The 17,324-nt window shown below is 59.8% G+C and carries 16 protein-coding genes; 8 read left to right on the top strand and 8 right to left on the bottom strand.

What is annotated here, in order from left to right; genetic code table 11:
- Window positions 1-2 precede the first annotated feature (2 nt).
- From PL640_RS18800 to PL640_RS18775, 6 genes are all read right to left on the bottom strand, one after another.
- Window positions 3-1,028, bottom strand: a complete 1,026-nt coding sequence (locus PL640_RS18800; protein ID WP_271363027.1) for an ABC transporter ATP-binding protein — start codon at window positions 1,026-1,028, stop codon at window positions 3-5.
- Window positions 1,021-1,800: an ABC transporter permease gene (locus PL640_RS18795; RefSeq protein WP_125146475.1), complete on the bottom strand. Its 780-nt coding sequence runs from the start codon at window positions 1,798-1,800 to the stop codon at window positions 1,021-1,023. Before PL640_RS18795 ends, PL640_RS18800 begins: the two co-directional genes overlap by 8 nt.
- Window positions 1,797-2,624: an ABC transporter permease gene (locus tag PL640_RS18790; protein WP_142842853.1), complete on the bottom strand. Its 828-nt coding sequence runs from the start codon at window positions 2,622-2,624 to the stop codon at window positions 1,797-1,799. The genes PL640_RS18795 and PL640_RS18790 overlap by 4 nt, the downstream gene beginning before the upstream one ends.
- A gap of 177 nt (window positions 2,625-2,801) precedes the next feature.
- Window positions 2,802-3,824, bottom strand: a complete 1,023-nt coding sequence (locus PL640_RS18785) for an ABC transporter substrate-binding protein (protein WP_271363026.1) — start codon at window positions 3,822-3,824, stop codon at window positions 2,802-2,804.
- Complete coding sequence (locus PL640_RS18780) at window positions 3,821-4,882, bottom strand: LacI family DNA-binding transcriptional regulator (protein WP_271363025.1); 1,062 nt, start codon at window positions 4,880-4,882, stop codon at window positions 3,821-3,823. The genes PL640_RS18785 and PL640_RS18780 overlap by 4 nt, the downstream gene beginning before the upstream one ends.
- Window positions 4,883-5,009: 127 nt before the next feature.
- Window positions 5,010-5,936: a LysR family transcriptional regulator gene (locus PL640_RS18775; protein WP_271363024.1), complete on the bottom strand. Its 927-nt coding sequence runs from the start codon at window positions 5,934-5,936 to the stop codon at window positions 5,010-5,012.
- Window positions 5,937-6,032: 96 nt separating this feature from the next.
- On the opposite strand from PL640_RS18775, the gene PL640_RS18770 reads away from it, so the two are divergent.
- Window positions 6,033-7,220 carry an acyl-CoA dehydrogenase gene (locus tag PL640_RS18770; protein ID WP_271363023.1) on the top strand — a complete coding sequence of 396 codons (1,188 nt, stop codon included), beginning with the start codon at window positions 6,033-6,035 and terminating at the stop codon, window positions 7,218-7,220.
- A 225-nt stretch (window positions 7,221-7,445) separates the two neighbouring features.
- Here the strand turns inward: PL640_RS18770 and PL640_RS18765 are convergent, their stop codons facing one another.
- Complete coding sequence (locus tag PL640_RS18765) at window positions 7,446-9,512, bottom strand: TonB-dependent receptor (RefSeq protein WP_269702596.1); 2,067 nt, start codon at window positions 9,510-9,512, stop codon at window positions 7,446-7,448.
- Between the two features lie 300 nt (window positions 9,513-9,812).
- On the opposite strand from PL640_RS18765, the gene PL640_RS18760 reads away from it, so the two are divergent.
- The gene (locus tag PL640_RS18760) at window positions 9,813-10,589 is read left to right on the top strand and encodes an IclR family transcriptional regulator (protein ID WP_271363048.1); all 777 of its coding nucleotides are present in this window, start codon (window positions 9,813-9,815) and stop codon (window positions 10,587-10,589) included.
- Between the two features lie 2 nt (window positions 10,590-10,591).
- Here the strand turns inward: PL640_RS18760 and PL640_RS18755 are convergent, their stop codons facing one another.
- On the bottom strand, window positions 10,592-11,893 hold the full coding sequence (locus PL640_RS18755; RefSeq protein WP_271363022.1) for an NtaA/DmoA family FMN-dependent monooxygenase: 1,302 nt from the start codon (window positions 11,891-11,893) through the stop codon (window positions 10,592-10,594).
- Window positions 11,894-12,107: 214 nt separating this feature from the next.
- On the opposite strand from PL640_RS18755, the gene PL640_RS18750 reads away from it, so the two are divergent.
- The 6 genes from PL640_RS18750 to PL640_RS18725 all read left to right on the top strand — a co-directional run bounded on the left by PL640_RS18750 (window position 12,108) and on the right by PL640_RS18725 (window position 17,301).
- Window positions 12,108-12,908, top strand: coding sequence for an ABC transporter ATP-binding protein (locus PL640_RS18750; protein WP_271363021.1), 801 nt, complete (start codon window positions 12,108-12,110; stop codon window positions 12,906-12,908).
- A complete protein-coding gene (locus PL640_RS18745) occupies window positions 12,905-13,918 on the top strand; it encodes a FecCD family ABC transporter permease (RefSeq protein WP_271363020.1) in 1,014 nt (337 codons plus the stop codon). The genes PL640_RS18750 and PL640_RS18745 overlap by 4 nt, the downstream gene beginning before the upstream one ends.
- Window positions 13,915-14,979 (top strand): FecCD family ABC transporter permease, encoded by a 1,065-nt coding sequence (locus PL640_RS18740; protein WP_271363019.1) that lies wholly within the window; start codon window positions 13,915-13,917, stop codon window positions 14,977-14,979. The genes PL640_RS18745 and PL640_RS18740 overlap by 4 nt, the downstream gene beginning before the upstream one ends.
- A 22-nt stretch (window positions 14,980-15,001) precedes the next feature.
- The gene (locus PL640_RS18735) at window positions 15,002-15,955 is read left to right on the top strand and encodes an ABC transporter substrate-binding protein (protein WP_271363018.1); all 954 of its coding nucleotides are present in this window, start codon (window positions 15,002-15,004) and stop codon (window positions 15,953-15,955) included.
- A gap of 235 nt (window positions 15,956-16,190) precedes the next feature.
- Entirely contained in the window at window positions 16,191-17,030 is an 840-nt protein-coding gene (locus PL640_RS18730) for a siderophore-interacting protein (RefSeq protein WP_271363017.1), read from the top strand.
- The gene (locus PL640_RS18725) at window positions 17,023-17,301 is read left to right on the top strand and encodes a phosphopantetheine-binding protein (protein ID WP_142842865.1); all 279 of its coding nucleotides are present in this window, start codon (window positions 17,023-17,025) and stop codon (window positions 17,299-17,301) included. Before PL640_RS18730 ends, PL640_RS18725 begins: the two co-directional genes overlap by 8 nt.
- Window positions 17,302-17,324 lie beyond the last annotated feature (23 nt).

Genomic DNA, 17,324 nt, shown 5'->3' with positions numbered 1-17,324 from the left:
GGTCAGTTAAACACCTTGAGGCTCGCCGCCTTTTCGACCGGCAGATCAAAGGCGAGCGTATCACCAATGACATGCGCGGCAAGCGCCGCATCGGTTTCCGCCTTGATGGGTCCGAGCGGCGTATCCAGCAGATATTCGCGGGTGTTGCCGGCAAAGGATGTGCCGCGCACGGTTCCCTGGAAAGGACCTGAACCGAGGGTGACCATGCGCGGCCGCCAGGCCAGTCCAGATGCTGAAGGGACTGGTCCGGAAAGCGGTGTTGTACCGTTTGCGGTTTTCAGCGCGCCGCCTTCCAGCGCGAAGATGTTTTCAAAGCCGACGAAGTCAGCCACGAAGGATGAAACCGGCGCGTTGTAGATCTCTTCCGGCGTACCGATCTGCTCGATCTTGCCGCCCTTCATGACGACAATGCGGTCGGCCAGCGCCAGAGCCTCGATCTGGTCATGGGTGACGAAGATCATTGTTACGCCGGTTTCCTTCTGCACACGCTGCAATTCGGTGCGCATTTCAAGCCGCAGGCGGGCATCGAGATTGGAGAGCGGCTCATCGAGCAACAGCACCTTTGGCTCCATTACCATGGAGCGCGCCAATGCCACGCGCTGCTGCTGGCCGCCGGAAAGCTCGGCCGGTTTGCGGGAGGCGAAATTGGAGAGGCCCACCGACTTCAGGCCGGAGGCGACCTTGTCCTCCAGTGGCTTGCCGCTCATGCCCTTGAGTTTCAGGCCGAAGGCGACGTTTTCGTACACCGTCAGATGCGGGAAGAGTGCGTAAGACTGGAACACCAGACCGACGGCGCGCTTGTTGGCGGCGACACGGGTAATATCGGCCCCGTCGAGATCGATGCGCCCGCCAGCCACCGGCATCAGCCCGGCAATGGCGCGCATCGTCGTCGTCTTGCCGCAGCCGGAAGGCCCCAGCAAGGCCAGAAGTTCGCCCTTGCGGATATCAAGATCGAGATCCTTCACGGCAATGTTGTTGCCATAAGCGAGCGAGACTTTGTTGAGCGAAAGATAATTTGCGTCAGACATAACGGGAGAACCCCAGAAAACGTTCGGCCATGAAGACGATACCGATGGACAGGAAGGCGAGCAGCGAAGAAAGGGCGGCCACGGAAGGATCGAAGACGATTTCCATGTAACCCAGCATGTCGATGGGCAGCGTGCGCACGCCCGGACCCGACAGGAACAGCGATACCGGCACCTGATTGAAGCTCGTCACGAAACCAAGAATGAAGGCCGACAGGATGCCGCCGCGAATATTCGGCAGCACCACCCGGAAAAACGCGCCGACCCGTGACGAGCCGAGCAGCACCGCAGCCTCCTCAATATCCGAGCGCAGATTGTTGAGGCTGGCTGACACCACCCGCACCGCATAGGGCAGGATGAGCGCTGTGTGGGCGAGAAACAGGGCAAGCGTAATACCGATGCCGAAAGGCACGACGAAATAACGCAGCAGCGCCAGACCAACGATGATGCCGGGCACGATGATCGGCGCGGAAACGATGGTGCGCACGGTTTCTGCGAAAGGCAGTTTGTAGCGCGACATGGCGTAGGAGGCGGGAATACCGAGGATGAGCGCCGTGAACGTGCCGCCGATGGCAAGGAACATCGACATCGCGAAACTTTCGCGGAAACTTTCGACTGTGAAGACCTTGGCGATCCACTTCAGCGAAAAGCCCTGCGGCGGAAAGGCAAGCGTATCGCCGGCCGAAAACGAGGCGGCGACGATGATGAGGAACGGCCCGATGAGGAAACCGACGACAAGAAGGAGTGTGAGCGGAATGAAGAGCTGCCGGGTCATTTCTTGTTCCTTGCGGTGGCGATGCGCTTCAGCAGGATATTGGCGGCAAAGCTCATGACGATCAGGATGAAGGCGATGACGCTGGCGGCGACGAAATTGTTGGAAACAGTGACCTGCTGGTAAAGCAGTGTTTCCAGCATCAACACCTTGGAGCCGCCGAGGATGGCTGGCGTGATATAGGCCGTCAGCGAACCGGTAAAGACCAGCGTGCCGCCGACAACCAGTCCTTCCTTTGTGAGCGGCAGGATGACTTTCCAGAACACCTGCAGCCAGTTTGCGCCGAGAACGCGGGCAGCCGCGATCGTATCCTTCGGCATGTTCTCCAGCGCGCTGATGAGCGAGATGATCATCAACGGCAGGAACAGCTGCAGAAGGCCGATAAAAACAGCCGTTTCAGAAAACAGGATACGGATCGGCGCGTCGCTGAGGCCCACCGCCTGCAGCGCCTGGTTGACGATGCCGGTTCTGCCGAGAATGACGATCCACGCATAGGTGCGGGCAACCGGCGAAATCATCAACGGCAGTACAACGAGATTGACCACATGGCCCTTCGTTCCTGGCGACAGGTTGATGATGGCGAAGGCCGCCGCATACCCCACCACCGCCGAAACAACGGTCACGAGCGCGCCGAGCTTCAGGGTGCGCAGGAAAACCGTCTGGTTCAGCGGATCGGAGAAGAAATCGGCATAAGCGGAGAATGTCCAGCCGTCAGCGGTGCGAAAGCCCTCCGACAAAAGCATGAAGACCGGCACAAGAAAAACCGCCGCCGCAAAAATCGCGGCGGGCAAGGCAAGCGCCAGCGCTTCGGCCCGGTTCTGAAACATTGGTTTATTCCCTGAACGGCGCTGTGGCCGGTTACGCTTGAAGCCGGATACCGGCTTGCGGCTTTAAAAGGTTGGAAAAGCGGTCAGGGGACGACCAAACCGCTTTTCCTGAAACGGGGCGAGCCCTTGCGGACGCTGAAAATCACCCCGTTCCTGACTGAATTCGACTATTTTGGCTTATTGCCCGACCTTGGAGTTCCACTCCGAGAGCCACTTGTCGCGGTTATCGAGCGTCACGTCGGACGGGATAAGCTGCAGGCTGCGTGCGGTTTCATCGCCATAGGTGATATTGTTCGCCACCTCGTCGGACACCTTGACTTCCCTGTTCGTCGGGCTGTCCACCAGCTTTTCGGCCAGCGCCTTCTGAACGTCGGTCGAAAGCCAGAAATCCATGAACTGCAGGGCAAGGTCCTCATTCTTGGTGCCCTTCGGCACCACGAGCACGTTCATGCCACCGGTCTGGCCTTCCTTGGGCGTGGCCCAGGCAAGCGGCAGGTCAAGCTTGGTGAAGGGCGCCCAGGAGAAGCGGCCAATCGGCGCTGCCCAGATTTCTTCCTGCTGCATCAGCTGCACCAGCTGCGAGGACTTGACGTAGAAAGTGACGATCTCGTCCTTCTTTTCACCCACGGCCTCGATGGCACCGGAAAGATCAGGCGTGTCCTTGCCGATGGCCTTACCGAGCATATAAAGCGCCGGCGGGCCCTGATTGGTGGTGACGTTCGGGAAGGCGACGTGATCGACAATGCCGTCCTTCAGGAGATCGGCCCAGCTGTCGATCTTCATCTTGTCGGTGCGGTAGACGATGGAGGTGGCGTAGAAATTGACGCCGACGCTCATGCCGTCGCCATTCGGGTCCTTGGCGATGTCATAGAGGTTTTCGATATTCGGCACCTTGGTGGCGTCGATCTTCTGGATCAGGTCCTTGCGGGTGGCGGAAAGAGCATCCGCCATCGAGACGATGGCGAGATCGACTACCGGATTGGCCTTGTTGGCTTCCATCTTGGCCAGACGCTCGACGCTGTTGCCGGTCTCGACGACCAGCTTGCAGCCGCATTTCTGTTCAAACGGCGTATAGACCAGTTCCTTGAATTCGTCCTGCGCGAAGGCGTAGACCGAAATCGTCAGCGTCTTGTCTTGCGCCTCAGCGGCTCCCATCGTCAGCATCAGGGCAGCGCCCGATGCAAGAATGATCTTTTTCATGGTGTGAGTTCTCCTGCTGTGATTTTTTTGGCTTCAATCGCATCATGCTTTGCTTTGCCGGTGGAGCCGCGCATGATCAGCGCCATCGGTACTTTCGAGATTTCTGCCGTAACATCGACGGCGAGGCCGCCTTCGCTGACATCGTCAATGGCGCGCAGCAGCGCTCCAACCGCAAGATCGGCGATGCGGCCCATATCCATGCGCATCGTCGTCAGCGGCGGCGTGACCACGGCCGAGAAAATCAGATCGTCGAAGCCGGTGACACTGGCCTCTTCCGGTACTTCGATGCCCTCGCGCTGCAATTCGGTCAGCACCCGCAGCGCATGCAGATCGGAAACGGCAGCAAAAGCGGTAAAACCCTCAGCAACCCTGTCGGCAAGGCCAAGCCGGCAACCCGCGCCATCGGCTTTTTCGAGGGCGTCTATCCACAGTGTCTGTGCAACGCAGGTCTTGCCAAGACCATCACGAATGCCACCGAGGCGGTCGTTCTGCACGTTGGAATCCCGGTTTTTGCCGACCAGCACCACCTTTTTGTGGCCAAGTGCCGCCAGGTATTCGCCAACCTGCCGGCCGCCATCCCAATGGTCGGCTGCAACAGTGTTGCCGGGGGTCGAGGGGCTGTCGATCACCGCGACAGGACAATCGACATCGGTAATGCGCGTGCCGCGGCGCGGAACGATAACCATTCCATCCACGCCGCGCTCGATAAGCCGGTTGATGGCATCCGTCTGCATGGCGATCTCGCCACGCGCATCGGCGATCAGAACGCCGTAACCGGCACTCACCGCGGCCTTTTCGATGGCCTGCGCAATCTGTGGAAAGAGGGGATTGGCAATATCGGGCAGAACCAGCCCCAGAACACCTGATCTGCCGGTGCGCAGCGCCCTGCCCGCCGAACTCGGCACATAACCAAGCTCGCTTGCCGTCTTGCGGATACGCTCCGCCAGATCAGGCGAAACCCGGCCCTTGCCCGACAGCGCATTGGACACGGTTGCCACCGACACGCCGAGTGCCGCTGCTATCGCGCTCAGATTGGTGGCAGGCCGTGAAGACGCCATGATGGACCGAAAGGGCTGATTAAACGTTTAATCACGATAGTCGAGTGAAACCGCCCTGTCGAGTCCACCGGGCGGCAAAATGGGCGAAAAGCTGGGCATAAGACATAAATGCCCGAAAAAAGTGCGGTTATTTTTGCAGCGGCAAGCCATTTGTTGCGCGATAGGCCTCCACCTGTCGCACCAGCCAGTCGCGAAACAGCACGACCGGAACGTGATTGGCGCGAGAAAGCGGCGCCACCGCATAATAGGAGCTTGGGCTTTTAGCCTGATGATCGAAGGCTTTGACCAGTTGCCGCGATTTCAACTCGTTGTCGATCAGGAAAAGCGGCATCAGCGCGACGCCAAGTCCGGCGATGCAGGCCTGTGCCACGCTGGAGAATTGCTCGAACCGCATCCCCTGCGGCAGGGCAAGCGACAGGCCAAGGCTTTCGAACCAGTGGCCCCACGCCCCCGGCCGCGAGGCCATGTGCAGCAACGGCAGGGCGGCTAGATCCCCTGCCTTTTCTACTGGATGCGTATTGAGAAACTCGGGGCTGCATACCGGAGCCACCATTTCATGCATTAGAAAGGTGCTTTCCGCCCCCGGCCAATCCGCCTGACCGATATGGATTGCCATATCCAGCTGTTCACGCTCGAAATCGAACTGGCCGATGCGGGTGGCGAAATTGATGGTGATTTCCGGATGGCTGGAGACGAAATCGGGGATGCGCGGCAGAAGCCAGCGGGTGCCGAAAGTGGGCAGCATCGCGAGGTTCAGCGTATTGCCATGCGTTTTGGTCATGAGCTGCAGGGAGGCGGAGCGTATCTCACCAAGAGCCGAGGCAATCGATTTCGCGTAAGTTTTACCCTCCGCCGTCAGCGCAACGCCGCGCGCGCCGCGCTCAAACAGGCGCACGCCAAGCTGCTCTTCCAGTGACATAACCTGCCGGCTGATCGCCCCTTGCGTCAGGGCCAGTTCGTCCGCAGCAGCCGAAAAGCTGCCAAGCCGGGCAACGGAATCAAAGGCGGCAAGCGCGCTGGTGGAGGGCAGGAGTTTGCGGCTGAGAGATGTCATGAGCCATTACTATATGTAATGCAAAAATGAGTAAACATGGCTTGTGCCATCTGGGCCGATTACCAATAATCCGGCCAGCAAATCCGGAGGCATAAAGTGAGCGAACGCGCAGCATTCCATTGGCAGGACCCTTTCCTGCTCGAAGACCAACTGACCGACGACGAGCGGATGATCCGCGACGCCGCCGCCGCCTTCGGCAAATCCGAACTCCTGCCGCGCGTATCGGAAGCCTATCTTTCTGAAACGACCGAACCGGAACTGTTCCGGCTGATGGGCCGCACCGGCCTGCTCGGGGTCACCCTGCCGGAAGAATATGGTGCGGCCAATGCAAGCTACGTGGCTTACGGCCTCGTCGCCCGCGAGGTGGAGCGGATCGACAGCGGTTATCGCTCGATGATGAGCGTGCAATCCTCGCTCGTCATCCACCCGATCTTCGCCTATGGCTCGGACGAGCAGAAGAAGAAATATCTGCCCGGCCTCGTTTCCGGTGAACTTATCGGCTGTTTCGGCCTCACCGAGCCGGATGCCGGCTCCGACCCGGGCGGCATGAAGACCCGCGCCGAAAAGATCGCCGGCGGCTATCGCCTGCGCGGTTCGAAAATGTGGATTTCCAATGCGCCGATCGCCGATGTCTTCGTCGTCTGGGCGAAATCGGAAGCTCATGACAACCAGATCCGCGGCTTCGTACTGGAAAAGGGCATGAAGGGCCTTTCCGCCCCCAAGATCGGCGGCAAACTTTCGCTGCGCGCCTCGATCACCGGCGAGATCGTCATGGATGGCGTCGAAGTCGGCGAAGACGCGTTGCTGCCGAATATTTCCGGTCTGAAAGGTCCGTTCGGCTGCCTCAACCGCGCCCGCTACGGCATTTCCTGGGGCGTGCTCGGCGCTGCCGAAGATTGCTGGTTCCGTGCCCTTCAATATGGCCTCGACCGCAAGCAGTTCGGCAAGCCGCTGGCCGGCATGCAGCTTTACCAGAAGAAGCTCGCCGACATGCAGACCGAAATCGCGCTCGCCCTTCAGGCATCGCTGCGCGTCGGCCGGCTGATGGACGAGCACAAGATGGCGCCGGAAATGATCTCCATCGTCAAGCGCAACAATTGCGGCAAGGCGCTGGATATTGCCCGCCAGGCCCGCGACATGCATGGCGGCAACGGCATCCAGATCGAATACCACGTCATGCGCCACGCCCAGAACCTTGAAACGGTCAATACCTATGAGGGCACGCATGACGTTCACGCGCTGATCCTCGGCCGGGCGCAGACGGGCATTCAGGCGTTTTTCTGAGGCTTTGTCAGGATCGAGAAGCAAGGTTTTACGAGGGCCTAAAACTTCTCCTTCGTCGTGCTCGGGCCTGACCCGAGCATCTGCGACGGATTGATTTTACGCTACGTGGTTGGATCCTCGGGACAAGCCCGAGGATGACGGCAAGCGGAAGACAAGTTTTGCCGCAGCTTGAGACCTCCGAAAATCATTTCGGAGGCCTTTTTGTTTTTCAGTTCGGGTGACGGCTCAGAAGGTGCCGCGAACGCCGATGCCGAACATGCGCGGTTCGGTCATGCTGGCCTCGATGCCGCCAATGCCGCGGTTCTCCTTCATCAGCGTCGGCGCACGCTCGTCGAAGACGTTCTTGACGTAAGCGTAGAATTCAAGCTCCTCCTGGAACTTGTAGCTCGCCCGCACATCCGCGATCGTATAGGGCTCGATCGCATAAACGGCCTTGTTATCCGTGTCGGAATAATAACCGTCGAGATGGCGCACCTGACCCGAGACGGTGAACTTGTCCGTCACGTCCCAGCTGGCGCCGATGGTGAAGCTGTACCCGGGCGACTTGGCGAATTCCTTGCCGAGATAGGCGGAATTGCTGGAAATCTCGTCGATTTTCGTCTTCAGTAAACCGGCGCTGGCCTTGAGCGTCAGATTGTCGAGAACCTGATAGTCGGCACCGATTTCCAGGCCGTAAGCATGGGCTTCTTCGGCATTGACGGTGTAGGATTCGCTGATGCCCGTGGACACGACGATCGGCACGTTGAACTGCGCATCCTTCATGTCCATGTAGAACAGGTTGCCGTTGATCGTCAGCGTATCATCCAGCAGGCTGGCGCGGGTGAAGAGCTCGTAGTTCCAGATGGTTTCCTTGTCGAAGGTGCGCCATTTGCTGGTCGTCAGGTCAAATGCGACACCGCCGGGATTGTAACCGCGGCTGATTAAACCGCCCACCGTCCAGTCATCATTCACGGCATAAGCGAGCGAGGCCTTCGGCAGAATCTCAGAGAAAGTCTCGTCATAATTGACCGAACTTCTGCTTGTGGCGCTCAGCGTTCTGTAACCGTTGCGCTGAATCTGGTCCTGCTGGTAGCGCAGACCACCGGTCAGCGTCCATTGATCCGTCAGGCGATAGCTCAGTTCGCTGAAGAGACCGAGATTGTCCTTGGTGTCGTTGAAGCGCGATGTTCCGCGCAGATAAAGCACTTCATCGGCTTTCGTATGTGCGTAGAAAATACCCGCTACGCCGCTCAGCACATCCTCCTGATCACCGAAGGTCACACGGGTTTCGTGGGAGGTGTTTTTCAGGTCGATATCGGCATCACCGGTATTGGCAATGCCGACCCTGCGCTTGGCGATGGAGGAGGAAAACTGCGTCTGGTTGAACAGTTTCACCCCGTTCTCGAAATCATAGTTGATGTCGAGAATGCCGGTATTGGTATACTGGCTGAAGCTCGGCATCGTGTTGGTGATGTGGTTCAGATCCTCGAAAGGACGCGACGCCGCTTCCTGGCTTGGACGATTGGAAGCATTATAGGAATAGGTGAGCTTGGTCGAAAGACCGGGGATTTCCGAAGGTTCCCACAGAAGCTTGAAACGACCATTGAACTCCTTGAAGTTCTGATCCGTGCCGTCATGGGCGAAAGCAGAATTGATATAGTCGATGAAGGTGTCACGACCGGAATAGTCGATCGCCATGCGCGCCGCCAGTTCGTCTTCGATCAGCGGACCGGAAAAGGCGAAGGAACCACGCTTCTGGTGATAATTGCCGATCTCGGCCTGATAGCTCGCTTCCGGCGTAAACGTCGGGTCTTTGGTATTGACGAGGATGGCGCCGGCAATGGCGTTCGCGCCCTGTGAGGTGGTCTGCGGACCGCGGAAGACCTCGATGCTGTCGACATCCCAGATGGAGGTCGCGCCATAGATGAACTCGTTATAACCGAGATAATGACCGTCGACATTGATCGTGGCGCGCGGCACCGTGCCGGTAAAGAAGGCGATGGAACCCGTATTCGGTCCCTGCGTGTCCTGTCCGCGAATGATCGGGGCGCTGACATTGTCGGTGTAAACGACGTTCGGAATATCCTTGATCGCATCCGAAACGGTCGGGTCGCCGGTCTTTTCCTTTTTGATTTTCTCGCTGGATATGACCGAAACGGACGACGCCGTGTTCTTCATATCACGCGCCACTTTTTCACCGGTCACGACGATCGGTTTGAGAACGGTCGTCCCCGCTGTCTCAGCCTGCTGATCCTGACCCAGGACCGGCGTTACAAACAGCGTCGCCAGCGTCAGAACGCTGACCCCGTTCATCAAACGACCGTTAGAGCGAAACCCCATAACACACCCCTAAATAAACATGAGTATTAAAGTCATATTCAAGTAACGGAAGCGTTATCTGTTTCGCAATAGAGAATACGTTCTGCATTGCGGACAATCGGGGTTCCGTAACGGGATGTGCCATATTTACAACAAAATTTATCGACCACCCCTCAGCGCCACGATTGGCAAAGCGTCGCAACGGCCGGTTTTCCTGTCAGAAATCAATTCCGATTTTCCGGTCGATGCGTTAGGCATGTTCAGTCCAAAAATGAGGGAACAGGCTTGAACGCCATGAATGACGATGCCGATGATCTGCCTGAGAACGAGGGCGAGAAGCGTTCGGCGCTCATTCAGTCCGTGTCGATCGCGGCGCGTTTCCTCGATCTTCTCGCAAAATCGGAGACAGCAGTCGCGCTTGGCGAACTGGCCAAACGCGCCGGCACAGGCCGTTCGACCGCGCACCGTTATATGCAGAGCCTGGTGCGGGAAGGACTGGTGACCCAGGATCCGGCAAGCGGTTGCTACGATCTCGGGCCTGCGGCACTTGGGATAGGCATCAGCGCGCTGCGACGAATCAATCCGGTCGAGACTGCCGGTCGCCAGATGAAAAATCTGGCCTCACAGATCGGCGCCAGCTGTGGCGTGGCGATCTGGACCGATCGCGGCCCGACGGTGGTGCAATGGCACAGGAGCGCCAGCTTCTCCATCAGCACCGTGGCGCTCGGTGATGTTCTGCCGCTGGACAACAGTGCCTGCGGGCTGGTTTTTCAGGCTCACCTGCCGCCGGACAGAATTGCCGCCGTACGCAAATTGCAGCCGGCCGCCTTTCGCGGTGCACGACCAGAGGTGAAGGTTCTCAACACCATCCGCGAGGCAGGCGGTGCGGAACTCAACGAACATCTGTTTTCGGCTCTGACGGGCAAGGCGGCCCCGGTTTTCGACGCCCAGCGCGAAATCTGTTGTGTCGTCACCACCGTATCCTTCCTGGCGACCGCCGAGGCCGAGGGACATTTTTCGCGACTGCTCGAAGCGGCCACAAAGGCGACGGGCGAATCCGGCGGATCGTAATCCTATTCGGCCAGATGCTCCGCAAAGGTATGGCCGGAATAGCCGGTGCGGAAAAGCCCGGCATCGCCAAGCCTTGGAAGCAACCGCTCCAATACCAGCCGCATCGACGCGACAGACCCTCCGGGCACCGCGACGAAACCGTCTATCGCACCGGCCTGCGCCCATTCCCGAATGGTTTCAAAAGCATCCTCCACGGTGCCGATGACCTGCCAGTGGCCGGACCCCATCACTTCCGGCCTTTGCAGCAGGTCCCCGACGCTCAAGGTTTCCCGCTCGATCAACCGGCGCAAGAGGTTGGCATGGGTGCGACTTCTGGGTGTTTCAGGCGGCGATGGCAAATCCGAAACGGTGACGATCCGTGTGAGCGGCCAATCCGAGAGATCGAGGCCCGTCATGTCGCGGATGGAGGCAAAGGCGCGGGCGCGGTTGACGCGGGCATGGGTCTCCGCGAAGAGTTCCAGTGCCTCCTTTTGGGTCTCTGCCAGATAGAGGCTGAGGCCCGGCATCAGCTTCACCCCATCCGGCTTGCGGCCATGTCCCTCGGCCCGGCGGCGCAGATCCGCCCTGAGTTCGATGGCTGCCTGCATATCCGGCGTGGAGGCAAAGACCGCATCCGCCACCGACGAGGCAAAATCACGGCCCTCGGGAGAAGCACCCGCCTGCACCAGAGGAATGCGGCTGGCATGGGCCGGCAGGTTGAGCGGGCCTTTGACGCTGAAGTGCGGCCCTTCATGCGCAACCGGCCGCACCAGCGAGGAATCGGCAAAACGTCCGCTCTCCCTGTCGAGCTTCAACGCCTCGTTCGGAAAACTTGCCCAGAGCTGCCGCACCACCTGCGTGAATTCGGCGGCGCGTTCATAACGCTCCTGCGGCGACGGCATTTGCTTGAGGCCGAAATTTTCGTGGCCGTCGAGGGCAGTGACGATGTTCCAACCCGCCCGGCCGTTGCTCAGCCAGTTCAGCGACTGAATCTGGCGGGCAACCACATAGGGTGGCAGAAAGGTCGTCGAAACCGTGGATAACAGGCCGACGCGACTGGTCTCCCGGGCGATTGCGGCGAGAAGCATGGTCGGGTCCATGCTGGCAAATCCGCCGCCGGTTTCCAGCCCTTCGGTGCGCAGAAAAAGCGTATCGGGCCGGAAGACGAAATCCACATGCGCCGCCTCTGCGCGCTGCGCCAGATCGACGAAATAATCGCTGGAAAACACCCCATCTATATCGCTGTCCACGCGCCGCCACGCCTCGCCGCTGAGCCAGGTTGGGGCCAGCGACATGCCGACATGGAGCTTGGCTGCGACTGACATGATGCACCTCGACTGAAATAACCGGGAAGAAATCTGCGGGTTGAATCGGCAAATTTCGATTTGTGGAGAGTTTTACTATAGTTTAGTGTCGCTTCAAGATCAGAGCATCGCGCTTGCCGGAACGAGATCCGTTTTTCGCAAGATCGATATTTAAATTCAAATGCTTATAGCGGCTTAGCGGCATCTCGACGCATGGCCGAATGAATAACAGGAGTTGTATCCGGTGCTTGATGCGACGGACCTTCACGCCAGCTACGGACACGTCCCCGTCTTGAGAGGACTGTCCGCCCGTTTCCAGGCCGGGCGGGTGACGGCGCTGGTCGGCCCCAATGGCTGCGGCAAGTCGACGCTGTTGAAAACCATCATGGGTTTCCTGCCCTTGTCATCAGGCACAATAAGGCTTGGCGAGCGTCTGATCGGCGAAATCGGACGCCGGGAACTCGCCCGCCGCATCGCCTATCTGCCGCAGGAATGCCATTGCCCTGACTATATGACGCTTGGCGAATTGGTTGAGCTTGCCGGTTACGCCCGTTACGGGCTTGGCGGCGGCCCGACCGAGCGCGACCGCACACTTTTTGCCGAGGCGCTGAAGACCGTCGGGCTGGAAGACAAGGCGAAAGCACAGGTCAACACGCTGTCCGGCGGCCAGCGCCAGCGCGCCTTCATCGCCATGGTGCTGGCGCAGGATACCGACGTGATCCTGATGGACGAGCCGGTCAACCATCTCGACATGAAATATCAATATGCCGTTCTCGGCCTTGTGCGCGAATTGACCGACAGGCACGGCAAAACCGTGATCGTCGTACTGCACGATCTCAACCTCGCCTCCACTTTCGCCGATGATGTCATCATGCTGAAAGCCGGACGGGTTCTGGCCTCAGGGCCGGTTGAAAAAACGGTCACCCCTGAAAATGTCGCCGAGGTTTTCGATCTCGAAGCCGATATCTTCTCCCGTCAGGGGCGGCTCATCTGCGTGCCCAGGCTGGAGCGGCAGGAACAGGCCATTCCGGCATGACCTCGAAAATAACGCTGATTTTTGCCGCCGCGCTGCTGCTGGCCGCCATCCTCACTATCAATCTGCTCGTCATGAGCGGTGACATGCCGCTTGCCGAAATCGCGGCAACGCTCTGGCGCGGCGAGGCCGACACCTATGAACAGTCGGTGCTCCTTTATCAACAGATCCCGCGCTCATTGATTGCGATTTACGTGGGCGCCACCACCGCCGTCAGCGGCTGCGTGCTGCAGGGGCTTGTCCGCAATCCCCTCGCCTCACCCTCTACTCTGGGCTTGAATGCCGGCGCGACGCTTTTTGTGGTTGCCGGCGCGCTGGTGTTCGATCTTTCCCCGGAGATGCAGGGATTAGTGGCACTCATCGGCGCCGGTCTCGGCTTTGGCGCCTGCTTCTTCGTCGCGCGCCTTGCCGGACGGTCGAACGATCCGCGCGGCCTGTCGCTCATCCTCGCGGGTGCGCTGGTTTCGATGCTGCTGATCGGCGTAACCAATGCCCTGCTGTTATCAAATCCGACACGGCGCAGCGAATTTCTGAGCTGGGTGGGCGGCAATATCAACCACGTCTATGCCGAGCGCCTTACCGATTTCTGGTGGATCGGAGCCATTGCGCTGGTGATTTTGTTGTCGGTAGCACGACCGCTGACGCTCGTTCTGCTGGGCGCGGAAAAGGCCGCCTCCGCCGGTGTGAACGTGACGCGTATTTCCCGGGTCGCGCTCTTCGCCACCATGCTGGCGTCGGGTTCGGCCGTGGCGATCTGCGGCCCGATCGGTTTCGTCGGCCTCATCGTGCCGCATATGGTCCGGCCGCTGGTCGGCGTGAACTTCACGCTCGCTTTGCCGGCGTCCGCCCTTGTCGGCGCGGGTCTCTGCGTGCTGGCCGACCTCGGCGCGCAAACTCTATTTGCGCCTTATGTGGTCAATACCGGGCTGTTCATGGACCTGCTCGGCGGCCTCGTCTTCATCGTCATCGTCAAGCGCTTTTATCTTTCGCCTTCGCAAAGGGGGCTGTCATGAAACGACATTTCGCCACCGACGGCAAAGCGGTGCTCAGGCTGCCGAGCGGTCTGCAAATCGGCATCGGCAATCTGAAGGCCGGCCTCGCGCTGATGGGGCTGGCGCTTGTGCTCGCCGCCATATCCGTCAGCCTCGGCAATACCCAAACAGGTCTATTAGACCTTTTGCACGGCCTTGCCGGCGGGCATCTGAGCGACGATCAGGCCTATGCGCTGTGGACGGTGCGGCTGCCGCGCATTCTGCTTGGCTTCATGGCCGGCTGGAGTGTGGCATTGGCAGGCGCCATGCTGCAATCCGTCGCCCGCAATCCGCTCGCCGATCCCGGCCTGTTTGGTCTGAGCCAAGGGTCGATGACCACCATCATGCTGCTTCTGGTGCTGGTGCCGGCCGCGCCGAAAACCGTGGTAGCGCTGGCGGCCGTCGGCGGCGGTCTGGTTGTGGCCTTCCTCCTGATCGCGCTTGTTGGACGTGAACGCTCCAGCGGACTTGCCATTCTACTGATGGGCATAGCGATCGAATCCGCCCTTTCCTCCGTCTCATCTGTGCTTCTGCTCTACACGCCGGCGGAAACGTCGCTTTCACTGGCCGACTGGATGGCGGGTTCGCTGTTTCAGGCAAGCTGGTCCACCATCCTCGTTTTTGCGCCCCTCTTTGCCGGAAGCATTGCCGGTATTTTCCTCATCGGTCGGGCGCTTGCGGTCTTCGATCTCGGCAACGAGATGGCCATGGCGCTTGGCGAAACCGTCCGGCATTCGCGCCCGCTCGTCATTGTTTTCGCGGTCATCCTCAGTGCCTCAGCCGTCACGGCGGTCGGCCCACTCACCTTTCTCGGCGTCATCGCCCCGCATCTCGCCACTTTCGTTTCGCCCGCCGTTGGCCGCGCCAGGCTTTTCCTGTCGGGGCTGACCGGCGGCATCTTGGTGGTAACCGCCGATACGCTGTCGCGCGGGCTGGTGGCTGATACGCCGATGCCGATCGGCCTTGCGCTGACGCTGATCGGCGTGCCGCTTTTCATCCTCACGCTGCGACTGCAGGCGCTGCGCAGAACCAACAGCCATTGAATGACTGAATAAAGGGAATACCATGCGAATTGCCATCCTACTCGCCGCCTTTCTGACCGCTGGAACGAGCCTTGCCGCCGAGCGCAGCGTGACCGATGCCGCCGGCCGCACCGTCTCCGTTCCGGAAAAGCCGCAACGCATCGTCGTCATGCATGAGCCGCTCCTGGGCGTGCCGCTGATGGATCTCGGCGCCAATGTGGTCGGCGCCTATGGTCGCAATAGCGACGGCAAATTCGCCACCGCCGTCGATTTTATCGATACCGTTCTTGGCGAAGGCCGTACGAAACCCAAGGGTTTTGGCGCAGTCGGCCAGATTGATCTCGAAAAGCTGCGGGCGCTGCAGCCGGATCTGATCGTGGCAACGGAAATGGATGGCGGCAAGGCCGAGCAGCTTTCCACCATAGCGCCCGTCTATCTGCAAAAGGTCAGCACCGGCCATGTCTATGGTTTCAACGTGGAAGAAAATCTTGCCGGTCTCGTGGGTCGGAGCGACGCTTTCGCCGAACGCCGGAAAGCCTATGACACCAAACTTGCCGCCGTCAAAAAGACGCTGGGCGAAGATGTCAAGGGCAAGACTTATCTGGCGATCCTGCTGACCGACCAGATCAATGCTGTCGGCGACATGTCCGGCGCGGTGCAGGCACTGGAGGATCTGGGTTATGCCCGGCTGAAAATCGATAACGCCGCCTCTTCCGGCGGGCTTGGCTCCACCCTTACCATGCCGCTGAGTGCCGAGGCTTTCGGCAAGCTCAATCCTGATCTGCTGGTGGTGATGAACAGCTATAACAGCCCTGCCCGCGGCGAGGATGGAACGCGCGCGGCACTGGAAAAGATCATTCCCGGCTGGGAACGTTTCGTGAAACCGGCCCGCGAAGGCAGGATCGTGTTCCTCGATTCCACCAGGGTCACGACGCCTTCCATTCCCAGCGCCCTGCACACGCTGGACGCGGTGGAAGGCTGGGCGGGCCGCCCCTGATATTCTTGAAAACAGTGCGTACCGGCGCGTATTTCATGCGCCGGCCATAAACTTGAGTTTTTGTGTAAAGTTATATTGCGACGGCCGGAAGCGCCTGTTATGGTTTGCACATCTTGAAGCAACGATGCCGGATTATCGCGCCGGATGACACTTCCGATTAGCGATCATCCCGCACGCCGATCCGGGACAGCGAGACTGCCGAACCCGTCGGCAACATCCCACGAAAGACAACAGCATGAGCATAACCGACAGCATTGAAACCGCCGTTCCGGACCGTACTCCGAAACGTCATCGCCACGCCGTCAAGCTGCGCTGCCTCGATGTTGCGCGGGTGGAACAGCTCAGCCGGTCCATGGTGCGCATCGTCCTCACCGGACCGGAACTGGAGGGCTTTGCAAGCCTCGGTTTTGACGACCACGTCAAGATGTTCTTCCCGCTTCCCGGCGAAACCGAGCCGAATTTGCCGGTGATCGGCCCGAACGGCCTTGAATTCCCGGAAGGCGCGCCGCGCCCGCTGGCGCGCGATTATACGCCGCGCAGCTTCGATGCTGAAAAAGGCGAACTCGCCATCGATTTCGCCACCCATCATGACGGCCCCGCCAGCAACTGGGCGAAAGCCGCAAAGGTGGGCGACCGGGCGTGGATCGCCGGCCCACGCGGCTCTTTCACCGTTCCCTTCACCTATGACTGGCATTTGCTGATCGCCGACGATACCGGCCTTCCGGCGCTGGCGCGGCGGCTCGAAGAAATGCCGGAAGGCACACGGGCTGTGGCGCTGATCGAGGTTGAAACGGATGCGGACCGTCTGGACATCGCCACAAAGGCTGACGCTTCGATCGTCTGGGTGACGCAAAACACCGCGAGCGGAACCGATCACGACGCATTGACTGACGCGTTGCGCAAGCTTGAGCTGCCGAAGGGCGATTTCTGCAGCTGGGTCGCCTGCGAATCCAAGACCGCAAAGGAGATTCGTGCCCTCCTGATCGAAGAATTCGGCGCAAACCCCAAATGGACGCGCGCCTCCGGTTACTGGCGGCGCGGCGCCAGCGGCGTTCACGATCATTTCGATGAATGAGCCCACGGCGGCGGCGGATGTCATGCTGGAGGCGGGAACGATGCTGACAGACCTCAAGGCCCTTCTTGCCGAGGTTCTGGAGGATGAGGCGCACGATATCGAACCGGGGGACAACCTGTTCGGCCACGGGCTTCATTCGCTCGCCCTCATGCGCCTCATCCCGCCGCTTTCGCAGCTTGCCGGAACGCGTCTCGACTATGACGAGCTGGCCCGGCAGCCCACTCTTGCCGCCTGGCAGGCGCTGATCGAACGGGCGCGCGTGGGAGACTGATCCCCGCCAACAGGATTTTTCGC

Origin of the sequence: Agrobacterium sp. ST15.16.024 (assembly GCF_027956545.1) — a bacterium.
GTDB classification, from domain to species: Bacteria; Pseudomonadota; Alphaproteobacteria; order Rhizobiales; family Rhizobiaceae; genus Agrobacterium; species Agrobacterium cucumeris.
Note: the sequence above shows the minus strand (reverse complement) of the source record. Positions and strands in the feature narration are given on the sequence as shown.

Coding starts and splice junctions, on each gene's coding strand:
- PL640_RS18790 (WP_142842853.1), bottom strand. CDS start 2,624: ATGTTTCAGAACCGGGCCGAAGCGCTGGCGCTTGCCTTGCCCGCCGCG.
- PL640_RS18725 (WP_142842865.1), top strand. CDS start 17,023: ATGAATGAGCCCACGGCGGCGGCGGATGTCATGCTGGAGGCGGGAACG.
- PL640_RS18765 (WP_269702596.1), bottom strand. CDS start 9,512: ATGAACGGGGTCAGCGTTCTGACGCTGGCGACGCTGTTTGTAACGCCG.
- PL640_RS18760 (WP_271363048.1), top strand. CDS start 9,813: ATGAATGACGATGCCGATGATCTGCCTGAGAACGAGGGCGAGAAGCGT.
- PL640_RS18775 (WP_271363024.1), bottom strand. CDS start 5,936: ATGACATCTCTCAGCCGCAAACTCCTGCCCTCCACCAGCGCGCTTGCC.
- PL640_RS18740 (WP_271363019.1), top strand. CDS start 13,915: ATGAAACGACATTTCGCCACCGACGGCAAAGCGGTGCTCAGGCTGCCG.
- PL640_RS18785 (WP_271363026.1), bottom strand. CDS start 3,824: ATGAAAAAGATCATTCTTGCATCGGGCGCTGCCCTGATGCTGACGATG.
- PL640_RS18755 (WP_271363022.1), bottom strand. CDS start 11,893: ATGTCAGTCGCAGCCAAGCTCCATGTCGGCATGTCGCTGGCCCCAACC.
- PL640_RS18735 (WP_271363018.1), top strand. CDS start 15,002: ATGCGAATTGCCATCCTACTCGCCGCCTTTCTGACCGCTGGAACGAGC.
- PL640_RS18730 (WP_271363017.1), top strand. CDS start 16,191: ATGAGCATAACCGACAGCATTGAAACCGCCGTTCCGGACCGTACTCCG.
- PL640_RS18780 (WP_271363025.1), bottom strand. CDS start 4,882: ATGGCGTCTTCACGGCCTGCCACCAATCTGAGCGCGATAGCAGCGGCA.
- PL640_RS18800 (WP_271363027.1), bottom strand. CDS start 1,028: ATGTCTGACGCAAATTATCTTTCGCTCAACAAAGTCTCGCTCGCTTAT.
- PL640_RS18745 (WP_271363020.1), top strand. CDS start 12,905: ATGACCTCGAAAATAACGCTGATTTTTGCCGCCGCGCTGCTGCTGGCC.
- PL640_RS18795 (WP_125146475.1), bottom strand. CDS start 1,800: ATGACCCGGCAGCTCTTCATTCCGCTCACACTCCTTCTTGTCGTCGGT.